Below are 20971 nucleotides of genomic sequence, written 5' to 3' on the forward strand. Positions count from 1 at the left end.
ACGCACATGGATCTCACAGCACGCGCCTTCTGGCTGCGCTCACCCGGTCATGGGGAGCTGCGGGAGGTGGAGCTGCCCGAGCCCGGTGACGGAGAGGTGCTGGTACGCGCGCTGTACTCGGGCGTCAGCCGCGGCACCGAGACGCTCGTCTTCCGCGGCGGCGTACCCGAGAGCCAGCACGCGGCCATGCGGGCCCCCTTCCAGGAGGGCGACTTCCCGGCACCCGTGAAGTACGGCTATCTCAGCGTCGGACGGGTCGAGCAGGGGCCGGCCGAGCTGGTCGGGCGGACCGTCTTCTGCCTGTATCCGCACCAGAGCCGGTACGTGGTCCCGGCCTCGGCCGTCACCGTCGTACCGGACACCGTGCCCGCGGCCCGCGCCATCCTGGCCGGCACCGTCGAGACCGCCGTCAATGCCCTGTGGGACGCGGGTCCCCAGGTCGGGGACCGGATCGCCGTCGTCGGCGGCGGCATGATCGGGTGCAGCGTCGCCGCCCTCCTCGCCCGTCATCCCGGCGTCCGTGTCCAGCTCGTGGACGCCGATCCCGAGCGCGCCGGGACCGCCCGCGCGCTCGGCGTCGACTTCGCGCTGCCCGGGGACGCCCTCGGCGAGTGCGACCTCGTCGTCCACGCCAGCGCCACCGAACAGGGGCTCGTACGCTCCCTGGAACTGCTCGCCCCGGAGGGCACCGTCGTCGAACTCAGCTGGTACGGCGACCGGCGCGTCACCCTGCCGCTCGGCGAGGCCTTCCACTCGCGCCGCCTCACCCTCCGCAGCAGCCAGGTCGGCACCGTCTCGCCGCGCGCCCGCGCCGGACGTACGTACGCCGACCGGCTCGCCCTCGCCCTCGATCTGCTCGCCGAACCCGCGTTCGACGCACTGATCAGCGGTGAGTCCGCCTTCGAAGACCTCCCCGATGTCCTGCCACGCCTCGCGAGTGGTGAGCTGAAGGGGTTGTGCCACCGCATTCTGTATACCGTCGACTGACTCCCGTACCACCGGCCGACCTCCGCGCCCGAGTTGCCCGGACTCCGAGGAAACACCCGAGGAACTCTCAAAAAACCTGGAAACAAGGAGAACGGGCAGCTGAACAACGCGCGGGAGCCAGCCGTACTACACGGCATGCCCCCGGCAGGGGATCAGACGCACCGCACCTGGAGGGTCGTCCGTTGTTCAGCATCACCGTCCGCGATCACCTGATGATCGCCCACAGCTTCCGCGGCGAGGTCTTCGGACCCGCGCAGCGCCTGCACGGGGCGACGTTCCTCGTGGACGCCACCTTTCGTCGTGCCGAGCTGGACGACGACAACATCGTCGTCGACATCGGACTGGCCACGCAGGAGCTCGGCGCCGTGGTGAGCGAGCTCAACTACCGCAACCTCGACAACGAACCGGACTTCGCGAACACCAACACCTCGACGGAGTTCCTGGCGAAGGTGATCGCCGACCGTCTCGCCGAGCGAATCCACAAGGGCGCGCTGGGCGAGAGCGCCCGGGAGATCGCGGGCATCACCGTCACGCTGCACGAGTCGCACATCGCCTGGGCGAGTTACGAGCGTGCCCTGTGACCGACACGACCATCGACCACGCGGCCCCGAACGCTGTCGGCCGCACGGCCGGACAGCAGACCGCCGACCGGGCGTCCCTGAACTACGTGCCCGTGCAGAACGCGGCCCTCAGGAACGCCGACATCATCCCCATGTCCTTGCGCACCGTGCACTTCGTCATGCCGGGCGGCGTCGACGACCCGACGACCCCCAGCGGCGGCAACGCCTACGACCGCCGCATCTGTCTCGACCTGCCCGGCTTCGGCTGGCAGGTCACCAAGCACACCGTCGACGGTTCCTGGCCCCGCCCCGAGGCGCCGGCCCGGGCCGAACTCGCCCGTACGCTGCGGGAACTGCCCGACGGCACGGTCGTCCTGATCGACGGTCTGGTCGCCTGCGGCGTCCCCGAGGTCGTCGTGCCGGAGGCGGAGCGCCTCTGCCTCGCCGTCCTCGTGCACCTGCCGCTCGGCGACGAGACGGGCCTCGACCCGCGGACCGCGGCCGAACTGGACGCCAAGGAACGCGCCACCCTGCGGGCCGTGCCCGCCGTCGTCGCCACCAGCGACTGGGCCGTACGCCGGCTCGTCTCCCACCACGGGCTCGCCCCCGACCGCGTCCATGTGGCCGCGCCCGGCGCCGACATCGCGCCCCTGGCCCCCGGCACCGATGGCGTCTCACGGCTGCTGTGTGTCGCCGCCGTGACCCCGCGCAAGGGGCAGCACCGGCTGATCGAGGCCCTCGCCACCGTCAAGGACCTGCCGTGGACCTGCGAATGCGTCGGCGGGCTCGGCCACGATCCCGAGTACGTCGGGCGCCTGCGCGCCCTCATCGAGGAGCACGGCCTCGGCGACCGGCTGCACCTGACCGGACCCCGGTCCGGCGCCGAACTCGACGCGAGCTACGCCTCCGCCGACCTCATGGTCCTCACCTCGTACGCCGAGACGTACGGCATGGCCGTCACCGAGGCGCTCGCCCGGGGCATCCCGGTCCTCGCCACCGACGTCGGCGGCCTGCCGGAGGCGGTCGGCCGCGCGCCCGACGGCGGCGTGCCCGGCATCCTCGTACCGCCGGAGGACCCCGCCGCGCTCGCCGCGGAGCTGCGCGGCTGGTTCGGCGAGGCTGATGTACGGCGCCGGCTCAAGGCCGCCGCACGCGGTCGCCGGGCCGCGCTGGACGGCTGGGCGACCACGGCCCGCAGCCTGGCGGGCGTCCTGGGACGGCTGCGCCACGAGCCCCGGAGGGCGGCATGAGCACGAGTACGACTCCCACGGGGTCCCGGACGCTTACGGCACCGGCGGCGCCCCAGGCCCCCACGGCCGCCTCGGACACGCCCGGGCCCGCGGTCCTGTCCGCGCTGCCCGCGCCCGGCACCGGTGACGTGGAAGTCCCCCGGTACGCCCCGCAGTGGCTGCAGTTGCGCGAGCCCGCCGATGCCGCCGCACGGGCGCACGAACTGCTCGACCCGCTGCGGATCCGGCTCGCGAACCGGTCCGGGCGAGCCACCGATGTCGTGGTGCACGACCTGGGCTGCGGCACCGGGTCCATGGGCCGCTGGCTCGCCCCGCTCCTCGACGGCGCCCAGCACTGGATCCTGCACGACCGGGACCCGTACCTGCTGCACTTCGCCACGGTGGGCGCGCCCCGCGCGGCCGCCGACGGCAGCCGGGTCACGGTCACCACCCAGCGCGGCGACATCGGCCGGCTCACCCCCGACGCCCTGACCGGGGCCTCGCTGGTGACCGCCTCCGCGCTCCTCGACGTCCTCACCGCCGACGAGATCGACACGCTCGCCGCGGCCATAGTCGGCGCGGGCTGCCCGGCCCTGCTGACGCTCTCCGTCGTCGGCCGCGTGGAACTCACGCCCGAGCACCCCATGGACAAGGAGATCGGCGACGCGTTCAACGCCCACCAGCGGCGCGGCGAACTCCTCGGCCCCGACGCGCTGAGCGCGGCCAGCGAGGCCTTCGGCCGGCTGGGCGCGAGCGTAAGGGTGCACCCGAGCCCCTGGCGGCTCGGCGCCGAGCAGGCCGAACTGACCGAGGAGTGGCTGCGCGGCTGGGTCGGCGCGGCCGTGGAACACCGGCCGGAGCTCGCGGACCGTGCGGATACGTATCTGCGCGACCGTCTGGCCGCCTGTGCGGCGGGCGAACTGCGCGCGGTGATCCACCACAGCGACGTACTGGTCCTGCCGCGGCCGACGGGAGAGGCGTGATGACGGCGCGGACGGCCGCCCCGGCCCAGGCCGGGGAGGGGACACGCGGGGCCGCCACCGGTGTGGAGGCCGCGTCCGCCGCGTCCGTCCCGGTGCCGCGGGCGGCCGTCCGCGCCGCGTCCGTCGGGTCGGGCGCCGCCCCGGACACCGAGGAGGCGACCGGGCCCGCCCGTCGCCGTCCCGTCCTGCGCGCCCTGCGCACCCATTTCGGCACGGTCGCCGGAGTCGCCATCCTCGGTGTGCTCCTGTGGCGGCTCGGCACCGGCGTCTTCCTCGACGGACTGCGGCGGATCGACGCCCCGACCCTGCTCGCGGGGCTCGGAATCGGCGTGCTGACCACCGTGTTCAGTGCCTGGCGCTGGTGCCGTGTCGCCGGTGCGCTCGGCATCCGGCTGCCGCTCGGCGCCGCCGTCGCCGACTACTACCGTGCCCTGTTCCTGAACGCGGCCCTGCCCGGCGGCGTGCTCGGCGACGTGCACCGCGCGGTGCGGCACGGGCAGAGCGCCGGTGACATGGGCCGCGCCGTGCGCGCCGTGGTCCTGGAGCGGACCGCCGGCCAGGTGGCCCTTGTGGCCGTCGGTGTGCCGGTCCTGCTCACGCTGCCCTCGCCGGTCCTGCACGAGACCCGCCGCTTCGCCGTCCTGGCGGCACTCGCCACGCTCGGCGCCCTCGCCGTCGTGGCGGCGGTGCGGATGGGACGGGCGCACCGCCCTTCCCGCCGACGCCGCGCGCTCCGCTCCGCGCTCACCGAGGCGCGCACCGCCCTGCTGGCCCGCGGCAGTTGGCCCGCCGTCCTGTCCTCGTCCGTCGTCGTGCTCGCCGGGCATCTGCTGATGTTCCTGGTGGCCGCGCGGGTCGCGGGATCGCAGGCGTCCCCGGTCGCGCTCCTGCCGCTGGCCCTGCTCGCCCTCATCGCCATGGGGCTGCCGCTCAACATCGGCGGCTGGGGTCCCCGGGAGGGCGTCACCGCCTGGGCCTTCGGCGCGGCCGGCCTCGGCGCGGAAACGGGGCTGAGCGTCGCGGTCGTGTACGGCGTCCTCAGCTTCGTCGCGAGCCTGCCCGGGATCCTCGTACTCCTCGCCCGGTGGTACACGGACCTGCGTCGCCCGCGCGCCAGGGCGGACGCGGAGACGGCTGACGGGGACGAGCAGGTTCGCGCCGTGGCGGTGGAGACGGACGGCGGGGGAGAGCGGGTTCGCGCCGTGGCGGTGGAGACGGACGGCGGGGGAGAGCAGGGGCGCTCCGTCAGCGCGACGGCGGCCGATGACGGCGAGCAAGTCCTTGCCGTGGGTATGGAGTCGACCGAGGGAGCTGAGCGAGTTCTCGGTGTGGGCGTGGAGATGGCCGACGGAGGTGAGCGGGTTTGCGTCGTGGACGTGGAGATGGCCGACGGAGGCGAGCAAGTCCTTGCCGTGGGCGTGGAGTCGACCGAGGGAGCTGAGCGAGTTCTCGGTGTGGGCGTGGAGTCGGCCGATGGAGGCGAGCAAGTCCTCGGCTCGGGCGCGGAGATGGGCGGTGGCCGGCATGCTCCCTCCGCGGGGGCGGGAACCGCCGGCGACGAAGAGGCCGCTGCAGCGTCCGTCACCCCCTGCGTACCGGGCCCGGAGCGCACCCCCCACGCGCTCCGTGCCCCCGTTCCGTACGCCCCTTACCCGCGCTCACCTCCCGCGCGGCGCGGACCGGTCCTCACCCGGCGTCAGGACCGGTGCAGGCCCTCGGGACTCGCGGTTTCCGGCCCCGGCCCCGGCCCCGGCCCCGGTACGCCGCCGACGGTCTCGTCCGAGGCGACCAGGGAGAAATACGCCTCGAAGGAGTCGGCGAGCGCCGCCAGCAACTGCTTGCCCTTCTCCGCGGAAGCGAGCGAAGGACGCCCGATGACACCGGACTCCGTATAGGCCGACATACCCAGGGTGAGCAGATGCCTGCGGTCGTCGGCGACGAAATCCGTGGTCTCGTAACCGGGCCCGACCAATTCGGGATGACAGTGCAGAAGAATGGAGGTCTCGATTTCCCCGGCATGCATGTCGCTGAGCAGCGAAGTGCGCACACCGGCCCGCTCCCGGGCCGTTTCCCAGTCCTCCGCGGCCGGGAAAAGCGCCATCCGTACACCACTGCCCGCGGATTCCCGGACAGCATTGCTTTCCTGGACGACATTGCCGAGGACGTAATTCCCGCCGTGACCGTTGACCACCACCAGGGCCTCGACGCCCGAGCGGCGCAGCGATTCGGCGATGTCCCGTACCACCGCATGGAGAGTGACGGAGGAGATGCTCACGGTTCCCGGCCACGCCGCGTGCTCGTGCGAGCAGGAGATCGTCACCGGAGGAAGGAGGTGAACCGGATACGCGGCGGCCACCTCGCGGGCGATCGCGCAGGCCACCAGCGTGTCCGTCGCCAACGGAAGGTACGGCCCGTGCTGTTCGAAGCTGCCCACGGGGAGCACGGCGACCTGACGGTAAGGACCGTCCGCCCGCGCCCTTACGTCCTGCGAGGTGTCCGACGGCAGCACCCCGGCGGTGTGCGCGGCCGGCGCTCCGGAGGCAACCGCATCACCCGTCGGCCGCGTCCCAGCAGTATCCGCGGTTCCCGAATCGCTCATGTTCTCACGGCCTTTCGTGTCGTACCGCCTGCGTTTACCAGATAGGAATTAGATCATGACAGACATTGACGGCGTGCCCGGCGGGAAAGCCCACCCCTCGGGACTCACCCGAGTCGTGAATGCCTCCCCGTCCGGGGTCACCCGGGTCGTGAATGCCCCGCTGCCCACCAAGTACGGCGATTTCCAGGCCGTCGGCTACCTGGACCACGACCGCGGTGACGAACAAGTGGCGCTGGTGTACGGCGACATCGAGGAAGAGGGGATGCTCGTCCGCCTGCATTCCGAGTGCCTGACCGGGGACGCCTTCGGATCCACACACTGCGAGTGCGGTCCCCAACTCTCCACCGCGCTACGGGAGATCGTGTCCGAGGGGCGCGGCATCGTCGTGTACCTCCGGGGCCACGAGGGCCGTGGCATCGGCCTCCTCGGCAAGCTGCGCGCGATGAAGCTCCAGGCGGAGGGACTGGACACGGTGGAGGCGAACCTCGCCCTCGGTCTCCCGGTGGACGCGCGCGACTACGGGGTCGCGGCGGAGATCCTGCGCGACCTCGGCGTACGGTCCGTGCGCCTGCTGTCCAACAACCCGCGCAAGCGGGAGGCGCTGCTGCGGCACGGCATCAAGGTCGACGAGCAGGTGTCACTGCTGATACCGCCGTGCGAGAACAACATCACCTACCTGCGGACCAAGCGGGAGCGGCTCGACCACTACCTGCCGCACCTGGACGCGGTGGTGCACTCCTCGTGAGCGGGTGCGCGGCGGCCGCCCGGCGCCGGCCGCCGCGCCCGCGTCCCATGGTGACGTCGACCCGGTTCCCGGAAACAATCAAGGAATGACCGACGACGTCCTCCACCTGTCCGGCGAGCAGGTCCTTGAGCTGCTGGACACCGACCGGGCGATCCAGTCCCAGCGCGCCGCCTTCACCGCGCTCGGGGAAGGGACCGCCGAACTCCCCGGCAAGATCATGCATCCGAGCCGCTTCGACGACAGCGTCGTCTTCGCCTACGTCGCCCGCCTGTCCCCGGACACCGGGCCCGTCGCCAAGATCGGCAGCGTGAACCCGGGCAACGCGGCCGCCGGGCTGCCGACGATCCACGCGGTGATCAACGCCCTCGACCCGGTGACCGGGCAACTGGTCGCGGTCCTGGACGGCACGGCGATCACCACGCTGCGCACCGCCGCCGCCAGCGCCGTCGCCTTCGACGTCCTCGCCACCGCCGACAGCGCGGAACTCGGCCTCCTGGGCTCCGGCACCCAGGCCCTCGCCCACGCGCGGGCCGTCGCCCGGGTGCGCCCGTTGCGCTCCGTACGCGTCTGGAGCCCGACCCCGGACCGGCGCGAGCGGGCCGCACACCTCCTCGCCACCGAACTCGGTATCCCCGTCAAGGCCGTCGCCACCGCTCAGGAGGCCGTGGCCGGACTCCCCATGGTCGCCGCCTGCACCCTCAGCCGTACGCCCGTCGTCCACGGCGCCTGGCTCGCACCCGGGTGCACGGTCGTCAGCGTCGGATCCTTCGAACCCACGCGCAGCGAGGTCGACGCGGAGGCCGTACGGCGGGCCGCGGCCGTGGTCGTCGACGACCCGGAGACCGCGCGGGAGCACGCGGGGCCGGTCGTGGCCGCGCTACGCGACCGGCTGCTCACCACGGACGACCTGATCCCGCTGGGCGGTGTCCTCACGGGCCGCCGCGAGGCGCGCACGAGCACCGACGACATCGTCCTCTACAACAGCGTCGGCCTCGGCGTCCAGGACGCGGCGGCGGCCTGGGCCGTGATCGACGCGGCCCGTGGAAGGGAGTCCCGCCCATGACCGGGCGCGCGAGCGTCGTCGTCATCGGCGGCGGGGTGATGGGAACGAGCGCCGCCTACCACCTGGCCCGCGCGGGGGTCCCCGACGTCGTCCTGGTCGAGCGCGACGAACTCGCCTCCGGCTCCACCTCGCGGGCCGCCGGCGGCGTACGGGCACAGTTCTCCGACGAGCTCAACATCCAGCTCGGGGCGCGGAGCCTTGAGGCGTTCGCACGGTTCGCCGAGGAGCCCGGGCAGGACATCGGACTGCACCGCGTCGGCTATCTGTTCCTCCTCTCCACACCCGAGGAGGTCGCCTCCTTCGAGGCCGGGGTGCGGCTGCAGAACTCCCTCGGCGTGCCCAGCCGCATGATCGACGTGGCCGAGGCCGAGCGACTGTCGCCGCTGATCACCACGGACGGGCTGCTGGCCGCCGCGTTCTCGCCCGACGACGGGCACTGCACTCCCGAGTCCGTGGTGCACGGGTACGCCGCCGGGGCCCGCCGCCACGGCGCGCGCATCCTGCGGCACTGCGCGGTCACCGGCATCGAGGTGCACGGCGACACCATCACCGCCGTCGTCACCGAACGCGGCCGCATCGAGACCGACACCGTGATCTGCGCGGCGGGCGCCTGGTCGCGGGCCGTGGGAGCGATGGTGGGCGTGGACCTGCCGGTGGAGCCGCTGCGCCGCCAGATCGCCGTCACGGAGGCGGTCCCCGCTCTCCCGCCCGACCTGCCCATGACCATCGACTTCGCGAGCACCTTCTACTTCCACGGCGAGGGACCGGGGCTCCTGGTCGGCATGTCCGACCCCGACGAGGAACCCGGCTTCGCCACCGAGCCCCATGACCGCTGGATCCCCCGGCTGTGCGCGGCGATGGAACGCCGGGCGCCCGCCCTGCTCGACCTGCGCCGTACGGGCGGCTGGGCGGGCCTGTACGAGATCACCCCGGACCACAACGCCCTGATAGGCGAGGCGAGTTCGCCCTCCCGCTTCCTGTACGCCACCGGCTTCTCCGGCCATGGCTTCCTCCAGGGGCCCGCCGTCGGCGAGGTCCTGAGGGATCTCTGCCTGGGGCGCGTACCCTTCGTCGACGTCAGCCCCCTGAGCGTCGACCGCTTCGCCGCCGACGCCCCGCGCCCGGAGGTCAACCGCGTATGACCGCACTCCACCTGTGGCTCCGCCACGAGTCCCGTACGACCGAACGGCGCACGCCGATCGTGCCGTCCGACGCCCGACGGCTGATCGAGAGCGGAGTGGTCCTCACGGTCGAGGACTCCCCGCAGCGGGTCTTTTCGACCGACGCGTACGAGGCGGTGGGCTGCCGCATCGCCGAGCCCGGTTCCTGGGTGACGGCGCCGCCCGACGCGGTGGTCGTCGGCCTCAAGGAACTCCCCGATGAGCCCGCTGCCTTGACGCACCGTCATATCTTCTTCGGGCACGCCTACAAGGGCCAGCCCGGCGCCGAGACCCTGTTGCGCCGGTTCCGCGCGGGCGGCGGAGCCCTGCTCGACCTGGAGTACCTGGTGGACGACGACGGGCGCCGGCTCGTCGCGTTCGGCTACTGGGCCGGATACCTGGGCGCGGCACTGGCCCTGCTCCACCACCACGGACGTCTGACCGCGCCGCTGCGCCCCACGTCGAAGGAGGAGCTGGACGAGCAGCTCCGCGCGGCGGCAGGCGAGGTACGGGCGCTGGTGATCGGTGCGCTGGGACGCAGCGGACGCGGTGCGCGGGTCGCCCTGGGCGTGGCCGGGGTCGACCCCACGTGCTGGGATCTGGCCGAGACCCGCGAACTGGACCGGCCTGCCCTCCTGGCCCACGAGCTGATGGTGAACACGGTGCTCACCACGCGCCCGGCCCCGCCGTTCCTCACGGACAAGGACCTCGACGATCCCGACCGACGGCTGCGCACCCTGTGCGACGTGACGGCCGACGTGGGATCGCCCCTGAACCTCCTGCCGGTCTACGACACCCCGACCGACTGGGAGCATCCGGCCCGCCGGCTGCGCGAGGAGCCGGTCCTCGACCTGATCGCCATCGACAACCTGCCGTCCCTGCTGCCGCTGGAGGCCAGCACCGACTTCTCGGCGGCGCTGACCCCGCTGTTGCTCGACTTCGAGGTCGGCGGCGCCTGGGGCCGGTGCCGGGAACGATTCGACGCGGCGGTCCGTCAACCGGTCGCCGGGGAAGGGGAGTCGAGCGATGGCTGAGACCACGAGGGCGGCCGGGGAGCGGGTCCCGGCGAGCGGCACGGTCCACTGGATCGGCGCGGGCCTTTCCACGGGCAGCGGGTTCGCCGTGCTGTGCGACACCGCCGACCGGGTCCGCCTGTGGCACCGCACCGAGGAGCGCGCCGCGCGGAGCCTGGCCGTACTCGGCCTCACGGGCCGGGCCGAGCCGCGCGCGTTCACCCTGCCCGCGCTCGCGGCGGAGCTGGCCCCGGGCGACGTGGTCGTCTCCATGCTCCCGGCACCCGAACACGCGGCTCTGCTCGGCGTGTGCGTCGAGCGAAGGGCCCACTTCGCCTGCTCCAGCTACGTCTCGGACGCGGTCCTGGACCTGGTGCCGGCGGCTCGGGAGGCGGGCGTCGTGGTGCTCACCGAGGCGGGCCTGGACCCCGGCATCGACCACCTCTTCGCCCACGACCTGATCGCCCGTGCCCGGGAGGCGATCGGCGCCGAAACGGCCGCGGAGGTGAGCCTCACCTCGTACTGCGGCGGCATCCCCGCCGTCCCGAACGACTTCAGGTACCGCTTCAGCTGGGCACCCCTCGGAGTCCTCGGCGCCCTGCGCTCACCGGCGCGTTACCTGGAGGCCGGCGCCGAGACGACGACGGCCCGCCCCTGGGAGGCGACCCGCCCGCACGTCATCGACGGCGAGACCTTCGAGGTCTACCCCAACCGTGACAGCGTCCCCTTCGTCGACCAGTACGGCCTGCCGGACGCCTGGAAGCCGGAGACCTTCGTGCGCGGCACCCTCCGTCTCGACGGCTGGCTGCGCGCCTGGGAGCGGGTGTTCGAGGAGCTGAAGGGAGGCGACGACGCCCGCATCGCGGCCCTGGCCGCCGAACTGGCGGCGACGTACCCGACGACGGACGAGGACCGCGACCGCGTGGTCCTGGCGGTGACCCTCGACGTACGGGCCGGCTCGGGCGATGTCTGGTCGGGCCGCTACCTCCTGGACCTGCGGGGCACCGAGGAGGAGAGCGCGATGGCCCGCTGCGTCTCCCGCCCCCTGGCCCTCGGCGTCCGTCACATTCTGGACGGCTCCCTGCCGCCGGGTCTGGGCCGGGCGGCCGAGACGGCGGAGCGGTCGCGGCAGTGGCTGGCGGAACTGGCCGCGGAGGGGCTGGAGTTCACGTTGCGGACGTGACTTTCGGGGCACGGCGTCCGGCACACCCGGACGCCGTGCCCCGAAGCCCGCCGTCAGCCCGTCATCGCCTCGTGCACCAGCCGCTTCAGCTCCGGATAGACCGTGTGCGAACCCGTGGGCCGCAGTTGGGTCAGGAACTGGACCGTCAGGTCGTGGTGCGGGTCGATCCAGAAGGTCGTGGTGGCCACCCCGCTCCAGCCGAACGAGCCCAGCACCGCGGGTGACTGGGTGATCCCGGGGTCCATGACGACCGAGACGCCCAGGCCGAAGCCGAGACCCGCCTTCCCGGGCTCGCGGTGGATCCGGCTGCCGCAGGAACGCAGGTCGGCGTCGCCCGGCAGATGGTTCGAGGTCATGGCGGCGACCGTGTCGGCGCTCAGCAGGCGGGTGCCGTCCAGTTCGCCGCGGCGGCGCAGGAACTCCATGAAGCGGTGGTAGTCGTACGCCGTCGCCACCATGCCGCCGCTGCCGGAGAGGAAGCGGGGCCGGCCGTGCAGCGGCAGGCCGGCGATCGGCGTGATGCCGCCGTCCTCCGTCTCGCCGTACAGCTTTGCGAGCCGGGGCGCCCGGTCCTCGGACACGCACAGGCCCGCGTCCTCCATGCCCAGCGGAGCGAAGATCCGTTCGGCGAGGAAGTCGTCCAGGTCCCGGCCCGAGACCACCTCGACGAGCCGGCCCAGGACGTTGGTCGCCACCGAGTAGTTCCACTGCGTGCCGGGCTCGAACTGCAGCGGCAGCCGCGCGTACGCCTCGCACGTGCCGGCCAGGTCCGTGCCGGGCACCACCGACGACTCGATGCCCGCCTCCCGGTACAGGGCGTCCACCGGATGCGCGTGGTAGAAGTCGAACGTCAGACCGGCTGTGTGGGTCAGCAGATGACGCACCAGGATCGGCTGCTCGGCGGGGCGGGTCCGGACGTCGGGGCCGGAGCCGTCGACGTACACCCGCGGGTTCGCGAAGGCCGGCAGGAAGTCGGCGAGGGGAGTGTCGAGAGCGAAGCGGCCCTCTTCCATGAGGATCAGCGCGGCGACCGAGGTGACCGGCTTGGTCATCGAGTACATCCGCCACAGCGTGTCGGTCTCGACCGGGAGGCGTGCCGCCACGTCGCGGTGTCCGTACGTGGTGAGGTGGGCGACGCGGCCGTGCCGGGAGAGGGCCACGAGGTAGCCGGGCAGCCGGCCGTCGTCGACCTGGTGTGTGAAGTGCTGGTCGAGGCGGGCCAGCGCCTTCGGGTCGAGGCCGACCTCGTCCGGTTCCACCTCTTGCCGAAGATGTCCCATCGTTCTCCTCCGGTCTCTCCCGGTGCCTTCCCGGGCGTTCCGGGTCTTCCAGGTCCAGCAGGTTCATCAGGCCCATCAAGTCCATCGGGCCCGACAGACCCGACAGACCCGACAGGTCCATCAGGTCCATCAGGTCCATCAGGTCCATCAGGTCCAACATTTCATGGTCCGCTAGCGAACCGGGGCTGGTCCCTCCACGGATGGGGGTCGCTCCTGGTCGAGCGAAGCCGGGATATCGGGGGAGGCCGGGTGTCCGGGCCGCCCGGGCAGCCGCAGGGCGAACGGCACGCCGAGCAGGGACACCGCGGCGAGGACCGCGAGTGTGGGCCCGGGGGCCGCGTTCGTGCACGTCATCAGTGTGCTCGCGGCAGCCACGCCCACTGTGGGTCCGACGTTCATCGCGGTCTGTTTCAGCCCGCCGGCCACCCCGGCCGATGCGACGGGCACCTGTCGGACGACGACGGTGGTCGCGGTCACCATCACCGTGACGAATCCGGCGCCCATCAGCAGGAATCCCATTCCCGTCGACACGACCTCCGACGCCTCGCCGATCCGGGTCAGCACGAGGACGCCGAGCGCGAGCAGCAGCACGGCTGCCCCGGCCGTGCGGCGCGGACCGTACCGGCGCATGAGGACGGCCGCCACGGGGCCGCCCAGCACCATCGCCACGGGCCCCGGCAGGCCCCGCAGCGCGGTGTGCAACGGGTCGAGGCCCAGCGCGTTCTGCAGCACGTAACTGGTCACGAACAGTGCGCCCAGCATCGCCGCCGACGCGGCCACCAGAAGCCCGAGCGCGGGGCCGGCGGCCGCCGGGCCGAGCATGCCCGCCGGTACCAGTGGGCTCGCGGTGCGCCGTTCATGGCGTACGAACGCGCAGCCGGCCGCCGCTGCCCCGATCAGGGCGGCCACGAACGCCGTTGCCCGGCCGGAGTCGGGTATCCCCACGAGGGCGTACACCACGCACACCAGGGTCGCCGCGAGCAGACCGGCGCCGGGGAGGTCCAGCGGCGGGCGGGCCGCGGGAGTCTGCTCCGGGCCGCCTGCGACCGCTGCGAGTACGCCCATGACCAGCGCAGGCGCGATGTTGAGGAAGAAGACGGCCCGCCAGCCGAACGAGGTGACCAGCGCTCCGCCCACCAGCGGACCGGCCGCGGCGGCCACGCCGATCGCGCTGGTGCGCACGGCGATCGGCATTCCCAGCTTCTCCGGCGGATAAGCGGCCCGCAGCATGCCGAGCGTCGCGGGTTGCAGCAGGGCGCCGAAGATCCCCTGGACCACTCGCAGCCCGATCACCCAGTTGATGCCGGGCGCCGACCCGATCCCGGCGGAGGCGGCGCCGAAGCCCAGCATGCCCAGGGCGAAGATCCGCCGATGGCCATAGCGGTCGCCGAGGCGGCCGGCGAAGACCAACAGGCCGGCCACCGCGATGAGATACCCGGTGCTCGTCCACTGCACCTGGGCCAAGGAGGCGTGCAGATCCCGTTGCAGGGTGGGCTGCGCGACGGTCAGTACCGTGCCGTCGAGGGCGACGATCACCGCGCCCACCACACTGCCCGCGAAGGTCAGGCGGCGGTGCGCGCTCACCGGTCCACCGGCCCGAGGTGCGCGTCCAGCGCGGTGTGCAGCAGGGGTGTGAAGTCGCCTGCACCTGTGGCGAGTTGGAGGCTGCCCCAGGTCCACAGCTGTGCGATGCCGTGCAGGTTCGCCAGCAGGGAGCCGGCGACGAGCGGCGCGTCCGCGTCCGGTCTGGCCCGGCCGACGAGGTCCACCAGCAGGGAGAAGAGCGGCATGCTCGTATCGCGCAGGCCCAGGTGACCGCTCTCCAGCAGATCGTGACGGAACATCAGCTCGTGCATGCCGCGGTGGGTCAGCGCGAAGTCCACATACGCCTGTCCCAGCGCCGTGAGCTGCTGTCTGGGGCTCGTCGTGCCGTCGCCGACCACCTCGGCCGCCCTCGCCGCCAGGTCGGTGAAGCCGCGGCGGGCGATGGCCGACAGCAACTCCAGGTGGGTCGGGAAGTAGCGGCGCGGGGCGCCGTGCGAGACGCCCGCCCGCCGGGCGATCTCCCGCAGGGTCAGCGCCTGCACGCCCTCCGTGCTCACGAGATCGACGCCGACGTCGACCAGCCGAGCTCGCAGCCCGGTCTCGGATTCGCTCATAGACGCTGTCTACCAGTCGGCGTAGACAGTGTCTACTCGGGAATGCGCGGCTGGAGCGGGTGAGTTGACCCGGGTATGACTCAGGACGCCGCGCAGGACGCGCTGCTCGCACTGCTCTCCGAGGGCCACGGTGGGGTGCTCGTCACCCTCAAGCACGACGGCCGGCCCCAGTTGTCGAACGTCAGCCACGCCTACTACCCGGACGAGCGGATCGTCCGGGTCTCGATCACGGACGACCGTGCCAAGACCCGCAATCTCCGCCGGGATCCCCGGGCCTCGTACCACGTGACCAGCCCCGACCGGCGGGCCTACACGGTGGCCGAGGGCATCGCCGACCTCTCGTCCGTCGCGCGCGACCCGCACGACGAGACGGTCGAGGAACTCGTCCGGCTCTACCGCGACGTCCAGGGCGAGCATCCGGACTGGGACGACTACCGCGCCGCGATGGTCCGCGACCGGCGGCTGGTGCTGCGGCTGCGGGTCGAGCGCGCGTACGGCATCCCCACGGGGCAGAACCCGTAGAGGCCGGCACCCGAAGACGGACCGGGCCCCGAACCGCCCAGTGCGGTCGGGACCCGGATCGCTACAGGTGCCTACAGGTGCCTATGGGCGCCTACAGGTGTCTCAGGCCGTGACCGTCTCCTGGCTCGCGGCCTCAGGTGCCGGGCGCTCGCCGAGCTGCTCCGTCGGCACCTTGTGCGTCTCACGGGCGCTGAGGGCGGCGACGACCGGCGGGAGGCACAGGGCCGCGGCGAACAGGGCCACCGAGGACCAGTCGTCGCCGTTCGGGCCCGCGATCTCCGCGGCGAACGTGACCGCGAAACCGGCGACCGCGAAGCCGATCTGGGTGCCGATCGCCATGCCGGACAACCGCACCCGGGTCGAGAACATCTCTCCGTAGAACGAGGGCCAGACACCGTTCGCGGCGCTGTAGACGACACCGAAGGTGACGATGCCGAGCAGCAGGGTCAGCGGGTAGGAGCCGGTCGAGATCGCCCACAGGTAGAGGAACATCGTCACGGCGCTGCCGGCCGCGCCGATCAGGTACACAGGGCGGCGGCCGATCCGGTCGGAGAGGGTGGCCCACAGCGGGATCGCGCCGAGGGCGACGAGGTTGGCCAGCGCACCCACCCACAGCATGGACGAGCGGGACATGCCCACCGAGTCGCTCGTCGCGTACGCCAGCGCCCAGACGGTGAAGATCGTGCTGATGGAGGCGACCAGCGCACCCGCGATCACCCGCAGCACATCCGCCCAGTGTTCGCGCAGCAGCACCGCGAGCGGCAGCCTGGCGACCCCATCGGTGGCGGCCTGGCGGGCGAAGGCCGGCGTCTCCTCCAGACGGCGGCGGATGAGGTGGCCGACGACGGCGACCGCGATGCTCAGCCAGAACGGCACGCGCCAGCCCCAGGACAGCAGCTGGTCCTCGGGTAGCTCGGCGATCGCGATGAAGACGAGCGTGGCGATGAGCTGGCCGCCCTGGGTGCCGCTGAGTGTGAAGCTGGTGAAGAAGCCGCGCCGGTGCGCCGGCGCGTGTTCCAGGCTCATGGAACTGGCGCTGGCCTGCTCGCCCGCCGCCGAGATGCCCTGGAGGATCCGGCACAGCACCAGCAGGACCGGGGCCAGGCCGCCGACCTGGGCGCGGGTGGGCAGACAGCCGATGAGGAACGTCGAAAGCCCCATCAGGATCAGTGTGAAGACCATGATCTTCTTACGGCCGAGCCGGTCGCCGAAGTGGCCGAGGAAGAGCGCGCCGACCGGGCGGGCCGCGTACGCGACGCCGAAGGTGGCCAGCGACAGCAGGGTCGCCGTGGCCGGGTCGGAGGCGTCGAAGAACACCTTCGGGAAGATCAGCGCGGCCGCACTGCCGTAGATGAAGAAGTCGTAGTACTCCAGAGCGCTGCCGATCCAGGCGGCCGTCGCGGCTTTCTTCGGCTGGCCGGGCGGGGCGTCCGGGGACGTGGCGGGGACAGACACGGCGTGCTCCTTCGGGGGGACTCCACGGTAAGGGGAGTGAGCGGAGGGGAGAGGTGCCGGATCCCGGGGGTGACGGGTCGGCCGCGCCGGGTGCGCTGCTTTTTCGGCTCGCTCGCGTCCGGCTGCTAATTAACCCACTGGATAGTTAGTAGCGGTTGGCCAGTGATGTTGCGCCCACGTTTCCCAGGTGTCAAGAGGTCGCGTCGAAGGATCTGTTGGCGAGGGGTGTTGGGCTCGACCCTGGGCGCGGTCAGGTATGGGCGCGACTCGGGCATGGGCGCGGTTCAGGCGTGGGTGCGGTCAGGCACGGGCGCGGTTCAGGCGTGGGTGCGGCTCAGTCCTGGGTGCGGTCTGCCGTCAGATACGCGATGACCATGTCGCCGAGCATCCTGCGGTAGTGCTCGCGCTGGTCCGCGGCCACCAGGTCCCGGCCGAAGAGCGCGCCGAACGTATGCCGGTTGGCGACCCGGAAGAAGCAGAACGAGCTGATCAGCGCGTGCAGGTCGACGGCGTCGACGTCGGCCGTGAACAGCCCCGACTCACGGCCCGCGGCGAGGATGCGGCCGGTCACCTCCAGCGCGGGCGAGCCGATCGTGCCCAGCTCCTCGGAGGCGGCGATGTGCTCGGCGTCGTGGATGTTCTCGATGCTGACCAGGCGGATGAAGTCGGGGTGCGCCTCGTGGTGGTCGAAGGTGACCTCGGCGAGCCGGCGGATGGCCGCGACCGGGTCGAGGTGCTCGACGTCCAGTTCCTGCTCGGCCTGGCGGATCACCGAGTACGCCCGTTCCAGGACGGCCGTGAACAACTGCTCCTTGCCGCCGAAGTAGTAGTAGATCATCCGCTTCGTGGTGCGGGTGCGGGCGGCGATCTCGTCGACCCGCGCCCCGTCGTACCCGGCGCGCGCGAACTCCTGCGTCGCCACGTCGAGGATCTCGGCCTTCGTGCGGGCGGCGTCGCGGATGCGGCCGCCTTGTCGTGCCGGTTCGTCGACGCTGGTCATCGGGGTTCCTTCGGGCGAGGGACGAGTTGTTTGGCGTGCCCGCGATTGTAGAAGCCGCTCCCGGCGCGTTCCCGGAGAGGTCTTCCCTTGGTCACCTGCTGCTGCTATGACTAACGTACTAGTTCGTACATTACTGCCAGGAGGACCGTGGTGCCCCAGGACTCGTATCTCGTCGGTCTCATCGGCTCGGGCATCGGTCCCTCGCTCAGTCCCGCCCTGCACGAGCGGGAGGCCGACCGGCAGGGACTGCGCTACGTCTACCGGCTGATCGACATCGAGGTGCTCGGGGTCGGGCCCGAGGCCGTGGGTGATCTCGTACGGGCCGCCCGCGACCTGGGGTTCGACGGGCTGAACATCACGCATCCGTGCAAGCAGCTCGTCATCCCGCATCTCGACGCGCTCGCCCCGGGGGCCGAGGCGCTCGGCGCGGTCAACACCGTCGTCTTCCAGGACGGCCGGGCCGTCGGCCACAACACGGACGTCACCGGCTTCGCCGCCTCCTTCGCCCGGGGGCTGACCGACGCCCCGCTGGAGCGGGTGGTGCAGCTGGGCGCGGGCGGCGCGGGCGCGGCCGTCGCGCACGCCCTGCTGACGCTCGGCGCCGGACACGTCACCGTCGTCGACGCCCTGCCCGACCGCGCCGGGGGCCTCGCCGCCTCCCTGAACCGGCACTTCGGCGCCGACCGCGCCGCCGGGGCCGGCCTCGACGCGCTGCCCTCGCTGCTCACCGGCGCCGACGGCATCGTGCACGCCACGCCCACCGGCATGGCCGCCCACCCCGGACTGCCGTTCCCGGCCGAGCTGCTGCACCCCGGGCTGTGGGTCGCCGAGGTGGTCTACCGCCCGCTGGAGACCGAACTGCTGCGCACCGCCCGCGCGCTCGGCTGCGCCACCCTCGACGGCGGCGGCATGGCCGTCTTCCAGGCCGCGGACGCCTTCCGCCTGTTCACCGGCCGGGAACCCGACAGCACCCGCATGCTCGCCGACATCGCGGAACTGGCCGGAGCCGCGGGCGTCCGCAACTGAGCGGGCGTCCGTAACCGAAGGGGAGAAGCGTCATGCGTACGTCCATCGCCACCGTCTCGCTCAGCGGAGCCCTGACCGAGAAGCTCACGGCCGCCGCCCGGGCCGGCTTCGACGGCGTCGAGATCTTCGAGAACGACCTGCTCGCCAGCCCCCTGCCCCCCGAGGAGGTGCGCGCCCGCTGCGCCGACCTCGGCCTGACCATCGACCTCTACCAGCCGATGCGGGACATGGAGGCCGTCCCGAAGGACGAGTTCGAGCGCAATCTGCGCCGGGCCCGGCACAAGTTCGCGCTGATGAACCGGCTGGGCGCGGACACCGTTCTGGTCTGCTCCAGCGTCTCCCCGCTCGCCCGGGACGACGACGCGCTCGCCGCCGGGCAACTGCGTCGCCTCGCCGACCTGGCCCAGGACTTCGGGATCCGCGTCGCCTACGAGGCGCTGGCCTGGGGCCGGCACGTCAGCACGTACGACCACGCCTGGCGCATCGTCGAGGCCGCGGACCACCCCGCACTCGGCACCTGCCTGGACAGCTTCCACATCCTCGCCCGGGGCAGCGACCCCAAGGGCATCGAGGACATCCCCGGCGAGAAGATCTTCTTCCTGCAGCTCGCCGACGCCCCGCTGATGGCGATGGACGTCCTGCAGTGGAGCCGCCACTACCGCTGCTTCCCCGGCCAGGGCGGCCTCGACGTCGCCGGGCTCCTCGGGCACGTGATGCGCGCCGGCTACACCGGGCCGCTGTCCCTGGAGGTCTTCAACGACGTCTTCCGGCAGGCCGAGGCGGGCCCCACCGCGGTGGACGCCCGCCGCTCGCTCCTCGTCCTCCAGGAGACGACCGAACTCGCCACCCCGCCGCCGCCCGTCGTGCCGACCGGTATCGTCTTCGCCGAACTCGTCACCCCGGACGTCGACCCGGTCGCCGCGGTCCTCGGCGCGCTCGGCTTCGCCCGCACGGCCCGGCACCGCACGAAGCCCGTGGACCTCTGGGAGCAGGGCGAGGCCCGCGTCCTCGTCAACACCGGCCCTGCCGCCCGCCGCGACGGCACCGCGCTCGCCGCGATCGGCCTGGAATCACCGGACCCCGCGGGAGCGGCCCGCCGCGCCGAGGCCCTGCTCGCCCCGGTCCTGCCGCGCCGCCGCGCCCTCGCGGACGCCCCACTGGACGCGGTGGCCGCGCCCGACGGCACAGAGCTGTTCTTCTGCGCCACCGACCGGCCCGTACCGCCGAGCTGGCGGGGCGACTTCGAGGACGTCCCGCACGAGGTTCCGGCCTCCGGCGTCGACCACATCGACCACCTCGCCCTCACCCAGCCCTGGCACCAGTTCGACGAGGCGGCCCTGTTCCACCGCAGTGTGCTCGGCCTGACCGCCCAGGAGAGCGTCGACGTCGCCGACCCCTACGGACTGCACCGCAGCCGCGCGGTCACCAACGCCGACGGCAGCGTGCGCATCGCCCTGAGTGTGGGGCCCGCCCCCACCGACGACGGCGCCCGCGCCCAGCACATCGCGCTCGCCACCGGGGACGTGGTCGCGGCGGCCCGCCGCTTCCGCGCGGCGGGCGGCCGGCTCCTGGAAGTGCCCGCGAACTACTACGACGACCTCGCGGCACGGCACGAGTTCGCCCCCGGAGAGCTGGAGACGTACCGCGACCTCGGCATTCTCTACGACCGTGACACAGGCGGCACCTTCCGCCACTGCTACACACAGACCGTCGGCCACGTCTTCTTCGAACTGGTCCAACGGGACGGCGGGTACCGGGGATACGGCGCCCAGAACGCACCGGTGCGCCTGGCGGCGCAGCGCGCGGGAAGGCCGGTGCGCTGACGGCAGGCGGCCGCGCCACGGATCAGGAGCACTCCTCGGCGTCCGCGCCACCCGCGCGCACGTGACGGTCCGTATGGGCCGGGGAGTGACCGGTCGGCGGTCGACGACCATGCTTCCCGGTGGTGTGCTCACCGTCCCCCCACGTCGGGGGAGGTCCGCCGCAACGACCACGGCCCGGGCCACC

The 20971-nt window shown here is 72.6% G+C and carries 18 protein-coding genes and 1 pseudogene; 13 read left to right on the plus strand and 6 right to left on the minus strand.

Annotation, left to right across the window (positions count from 1 at the left end; genetic code table 11):
* The first annotated feature begins 6 nt into the window (after nt 1-6).
* The 5 genes and pseudogenes from Q2K21_RS13695 to Q2K21_RS13715 form a co-directional block, all read left to right on the plus strand.
* Nucleotides 7-987 carry an NAD(P)-binding protein gene (locus Q2K21_RS13695; protein WP_310770406.1) on the plus strand — a complete coding sequence of 327 codons (981 nt, stop codon included), beginning with the start codon at nt 7-9 and terminating at the stop codon, nt 985-987.
* Between the two features lie 182 nt (nt 988-1169).
* On the plus strand, nt 1170-1568 hold the full coding sequence (locus Q2K21_RS13700) for a 6-pyruvoyl trahydropterin synthase family protein (RefSeq protein ID WP_310770408.1): 399 nt from the start codon (nt 1170-1172) through the stop codon (nt 1566-1568).
* Nucleotides 1565-2797, plus strand: coding sequence for a glycosyltransferase family 4 protein (locus Q2K21_RS13705; RefSeq protein ID WP_386275955.1), 1233 nt, complete (start codon nt 1565-1567; stop codon nt 2795-2797). Before Q2K21_RS13700 ends, Q2K21_RS13705 begins: the two co-directional genes overlap by 4 nt.
* The gene (locus tag Q2K21_RS13710; RefSeq protein WP_310770410.1) at nt 2794-3759 is read left to right on the plus strand and encodes a class I SAM-dependent methyltransferase; all 966 of its coding nucleotides are present in this window, start codon (nt 2794-2796) and stop codon (nt 3757-3759) included. The genes Q2K21_RS13705 and Q2K21_RS13710 overlap by 4 nt, the downstream gene beginning before the upstream one ends.
* Nucleotides 3759-4895 (plus strand): annotated as a pseudogene (locus Q2K21_RS13715) (lysylphosphatidylglycerol synthase transmembrane domain-containing protein); the annotation flags it as partial. The gene Q2K21_RS13710 and the pseudogene Q2K21_RS13715, both read left to right, overlap by 1 nt.
* A 560-nt stretch (nt 4896-5455) precedes the next feature.
* Here Q2K21_RS13715 and Q2K21_RS13720 read toward each other — a convergent pair.
* The gene (locus Q2K21_RS13720) at nt 5456-6358 is read right to left on the minus strand and encodes a creatininase family protein (protein WP_310770412.1); all 903 of its coding nucleotides are present in this window, start codon (nt 6356-6358) and stop codon (nt 5456-5458) included.
* A 55-nt stretch (nt 6359-6413) separates the two neighbouring features.
* Between Q2K21_RS13720 and ribA the strand changes: the two genes are divergently transcribed.
* From ribA to Q2K21_RS13745, 5 genes are all read left to right on the plus strand, one after another.
* Nucleotides 6414-7103, plus strand: coding sequence for a GTP cyclohydrolase II (ribA, locus tag Q2K21_RS13725; RefSeq protein ID WP_310770415.1), 690 nt, complete (start codon nt 6414-6416; stop codon nt 7101-7103).
* A gap of 85 nt (nt 7104-7188) precedes the next feature.
* The gene (locus tag Q2K21_RS13730) at nt 7189-8166 is read left to right on the plus strand and encodes an ornithine cyclodeaminase family protein (RefSeq protein ID WP_310770417.1); all 978 of its coding nucleotides are present in this window, start codon (nt 7189-7191) and stop codon (nt 8164-8166) included.
* Entirely contained in the window at nt 8163-9308 is a 1146-nt protein-coding gene (locus Q2K21_RS13735; RefSeq protein ID WP_310770419.1) for an NAD(P)/FAD-dependent oxidoreductase, read from the plus strand. Before Q2K21_RS13730 ends, Q2K21_RS13735 begins: the two co-directional genes overlap by 4 nt.
* The gene (locus Q2K21_RS13740) at nt 9305-10360 is read left to right on the plus strand and encodes a saccharopine dehydrogenase (protein ID WP_310770421.1); all 1056 of its coding nucleotides are present in this window, start codon (nt 9305-9307) and stop codon (nt 10358-10360) included. Before Q2K21_RS13735 ends, Q2K21_RS13740 begins: the two co-directional genes overlap by 4 nt.
* Nucleotides 10353-11522: a saccharopine dehydrogenase family protein gene (locus Q2K21_RS13745; protein WP_310770424.1), complete on the plus strand. Its 1170-nt coding sequence runs from the start codon at nt 10353-10355 to the stop codon at nt 11520-11522. The genes Q2K21_RS13740 and Q2K21_RS13745 overlap by 8 nt, the downstream gene beginning before the upstream one ends.
* A gap of 53 nt (nt 11523-11575) precedes the next feature.
* Here the strand turns inward: Q2K21_RS13745 and Q2K21_RS13750 are convergent, their stop codons facing one another.
* The 3 genes from Q2K21_RS13750 to Q2K21_RS13760 form a co-directional block, all read right to left on the minus strand.
* Nucleotides 11576-12802, minus strand: coding sequence for a serine hydrolase domain-containing protein (locus tag Q2K21_RS13750; RefSeq protein ID WP_310770426.1), 1227 nt, complete (start codon nt 12800-12802; stop codon nt 11576-11578).
* Nucleotides 12803-12973: 171 nt separating this feature from the next.
* Nucleotides 12974-14386, minus strand: a complete 1413-nt coding sequence (locus Q2K21_RS13755) for an MFS transporter (protein WP_310770428.1) — start codon at nt 14384-14386, stop codon at nt 12974-12976.
* Nucleotides 14383-14961 (minus strand): TetR/AcrR family transcriptional regulator, encoded by a 579-nt coding sequence (locus tag Q2K21_RS13760; protein ID WP_310770430.1) that lies wholly within the window; start codon nt 14959-14961, stop codon nt 14383-14385. The genes Q2K21_RS13755 and Q2K21_RS13760 overlap by 4 nt, the downstream gene beginning before the upstream one ends.
* 75 nt (nt 14962-15036) lie before the next feature.
* Between Q2K21_RS13760 and Q2K21_RS13765 the strand changes: the two genes are divergently transcribed.
* Nucleotides 15037-15483, plus strand: a complete 447-nt coding sequence (locus Q2K21_RS13765; RefSeq protein WP_310770432.1) for a TIGR03618 family F420-dependent PPOX class oxidoreductase — start codon at nt 15037-15039, stop codon at nt 15481-15483.
* Between the two features lie 102 nt (nt 15484-15585).
* On the opposite strand, the gene Q2K21_RS13770 is transcribed toward Q2K21_RS13765, so the two are convergent.
* Both Q2K21_RS13770 and Q2K21_RS13775 read right to left on the minus strand, forming a co-directional pair.
* Nucleotides 15586-16938 carry an MFS transporter gene (locus Q2K21_RS13770; protein WP_310770434.1) on the minus strand — a complete coding sequence of 451 codons (1353 nt, stop codon included), beginning with the start codon at nt 16936-16938 and terminating at the stop codon, nt 15586-15588.
* Nucleotides 16939-17272: 334 nt separating this feature from the next.
* Entirely contained in the window at nt 17273-17938 is a 666-nt protein-coding gene (locus Q2K21_RS13775; RefSeq protein ID WP_310770436.1) for a TetR/AcrR family transcriptional regulator, read from the minus strand.
* Nucleotides 17939-18088: 150 nt separating this feature from the next.
* On the opposite strand from Q2K21_RS13775, the gene Q2K21_RS13780 reads away from it, so the two are divergent.
* Nucleotides 18089-18964 (plus strand): shikimate dehydrogenase, encoded by an 876-nt coding sequence (locus Q2K21_RS13780; RefSeq protein ID WP_310770438.1) that lies wholly within the window; start codon nt 18089-18091, stop codon nt 18962-18964.
* 32 nt (nt 18965-18996) lie between these two features.
* Nucleotides 18997-20787, plus strand: coding sequence for a sugar phosphate isomerase/epimerase and 4-hydroxyphenylpyruvate domain-containing protein (locus tag Q2K21_RS13785; protein ID WP_310770440.1), 1791 nt, complete (start codon nt 18997-18999; stop codon nt 20785-20787).
* Nucleotides 20788-20971 lie beyond the last annotated feature (184 nt).

The organism is Streptomyces sp. CGMCC 4.7035, assembly GCF_031583065.1.
Classification (GTDB): domain Bacteria; phylum Actinomycetota; class Actinomycetes; order Streptomycetales; family Streptomycetaceae; genus Streptomyces; species Streptomyces yaanensis.

Excerpts from the sequence above, each read along its gene's own strand:
- Q2K21_RS13740 (WP_310770421.1), top strand. The coding sequence starts at position 9,305 with ATGACCGCACTCCACCTGTGGCTCCGCCACGAGTCCCGTACGACCGAA.
- ribA (WP_310770415.1), top strand. The coding sequence starts at position 6,414 with ATGACAGACATTGACGGCGTGCCCGGCGGGAAAGCCCACCCCTCGGGA.
- Q2K21_RS13730 (WP_310770417.1), top strand. The coding sequence starts at position 7,189 with ATGACCGACGACGTCCTCCACCTGTCCGGCGAGCAGGTCCTTGAGCTG.
- Q2K21_RS13745 (WP_310770424.1), top strand. The coding sequence starts at position 10,353 with ATGGCTGAGACCACGAGGGCGGCCGGGGAGCGGGTCCCGGCGAGCGGC.
- Q2K21_RS13710 (WP_310770410.1), top strand. The coding sequence starts at position 2,794 with ATGAGCACGAGTACGACTCCCACGGGGTCCCGGACGCTTACGGCACCG.
- Q2K21_RS13750 (WP_310770426.1), bottom strand. The coding sequence starts at position 12,802 with ATGGGACATCTTCGGCAAGAGGTGGAACCGGACGAGGTCGGCCTCGAC.
- Q2K21_RS13720 (WP_310770412.1), bottom strand. The coding sequence starts at position 6,358 with ATGAGCGATTCGGGAACCGCGGATACTGCTGGGACGCGGCCGACGGGT.
- Q2K21_RS13785 (WP_310770440.1), top strand. The coding sequence starts at position 18,997 with ATGCGTACGTCCATCGCCACCGTCTCGCTCAGCGGAGCCCTGACCGAG.
- Q2K21_RS13775 (WP_310770436.1), bottom strand. The coding sequence starts at position 17,938 with ATGACCAGCGTCGACGAACCGGCACGACAAGGCGGCCGCATCCGCGAC.
- Q2K21_RS13695 (WP_310770406.1), top strand. The coding sequence starts at position 7 with ATGGATCTCACAGCACGCGCCTTCTGGCTGCGCTCACCCGGTCATGGG.
- Q2K21_RS13735 (WP_310770419.1), top strand. The coding sequence starts at position 8,163 with ATGACCGGGCGCGCGAGCGTCGTCGTCATCGGCGGCGGGGTGATGGGA.
- Q2K21_RS13765 (WP_310770432.1), top strand. The coding sequence starts at position 15,037 with ATGACTCAGGACGCCGCGCAGGACGCGCTGCTCGCACTGCTCTCCGAG.
- Q2K21_RS13760 (WP_310770430.1), bottom strand. The coding sequence starts at position 14,961 with ATGAGCGAATCCGAGACCGGGCTGCGAGCTCGGCTGGTCGACGTCGGC.